This window comes from Amycolatopsis sp. SID8362 (genome assembly GCF_010550475.1).
GTDB lineage: Bacteria > Actinomycetota > Actinomycetes > Mycobacteriales > Pseudonocardiaceae > Amycolatopsis > Amycolatopsis eburnea.
The window spans coordinates 1-680 of the sequence record NZ_JAAGNB010000475.1 but is presented as its reverse complement, the minus strand read 5'-3'; the positions used below and the strand labels follow the sequence as shown (position 1 = coordinate 680).

General features: G+C 74.9%; 1 protein-coding gene. It reads right to left on the bottom strand.

What is annotated here, in order from left to right:
* On the bottom strand, nucleotides 1-680 hold a 680-nt coding region (locus G3I65_RS14690), incomplete at both ends, for a serine/threonine-protein kinase (RefSeq protein ID WP_160696603.1).

Below are 680 nucleotides of genomic sequence, written 5' to 3'. Positions count from 1 at the left end.
TGGGGCAGCCGGGACACCGGCTCCGCACGGGCCGCCGCCATCAGGGCCGCCATCGGGGTCTCGCGGGTGCCGCGCGGGGGCTGGCCGGACAGCGCGTAGCTGATCGTCGCCGCCAGCTGCCAGGCGTCGGACGCCGGGGAGGCCGCCGAGCCCATGGCCTGCTCCGGGGCGACGAAGTCGGGCGTGCCGATCATCATGCCGGTGGCCGTCATCTTGGAGTCGCCCTGGCTGCGGGCGATGCCGAAGTCGATCAGGTGGGCCAGGCCGCTCGGGTCCAGCACGATGTTCGACGGCTTGATGTCGCGGTGCAGGACGCCCTTGTCGTGCGCCGCGGCGAGCGCGCCCGCCATCGTCGCCCACAGGCGGCCGGCCGCGACGTCGTCCAGCGGGCCCTGGCCGTCGACCAGCTCGGCCAGCGGGCGGCCTTCGAGGTACTCCATGACCAGCGCGAGCCCGTCCGGCTCCTCGGCCAGGTCGTACACCTTGACGCAGTTCGGGTGGCTGACCACGGCCAGCGCGCGGGCCTCGCGCTGCATGCGCTCGGCGGTGTCGCGGTCCGGCGCGTGCGCGATCTTCAGCGCGACCGTGCGGTTCAGCTGGGTGTCGACGGCCTGCCAGACCGTGCCGAAGCCGCCCGCGCCGAGCTGCTTGACGCGCCGGTAGCGGCTGCCGCCGGCGTT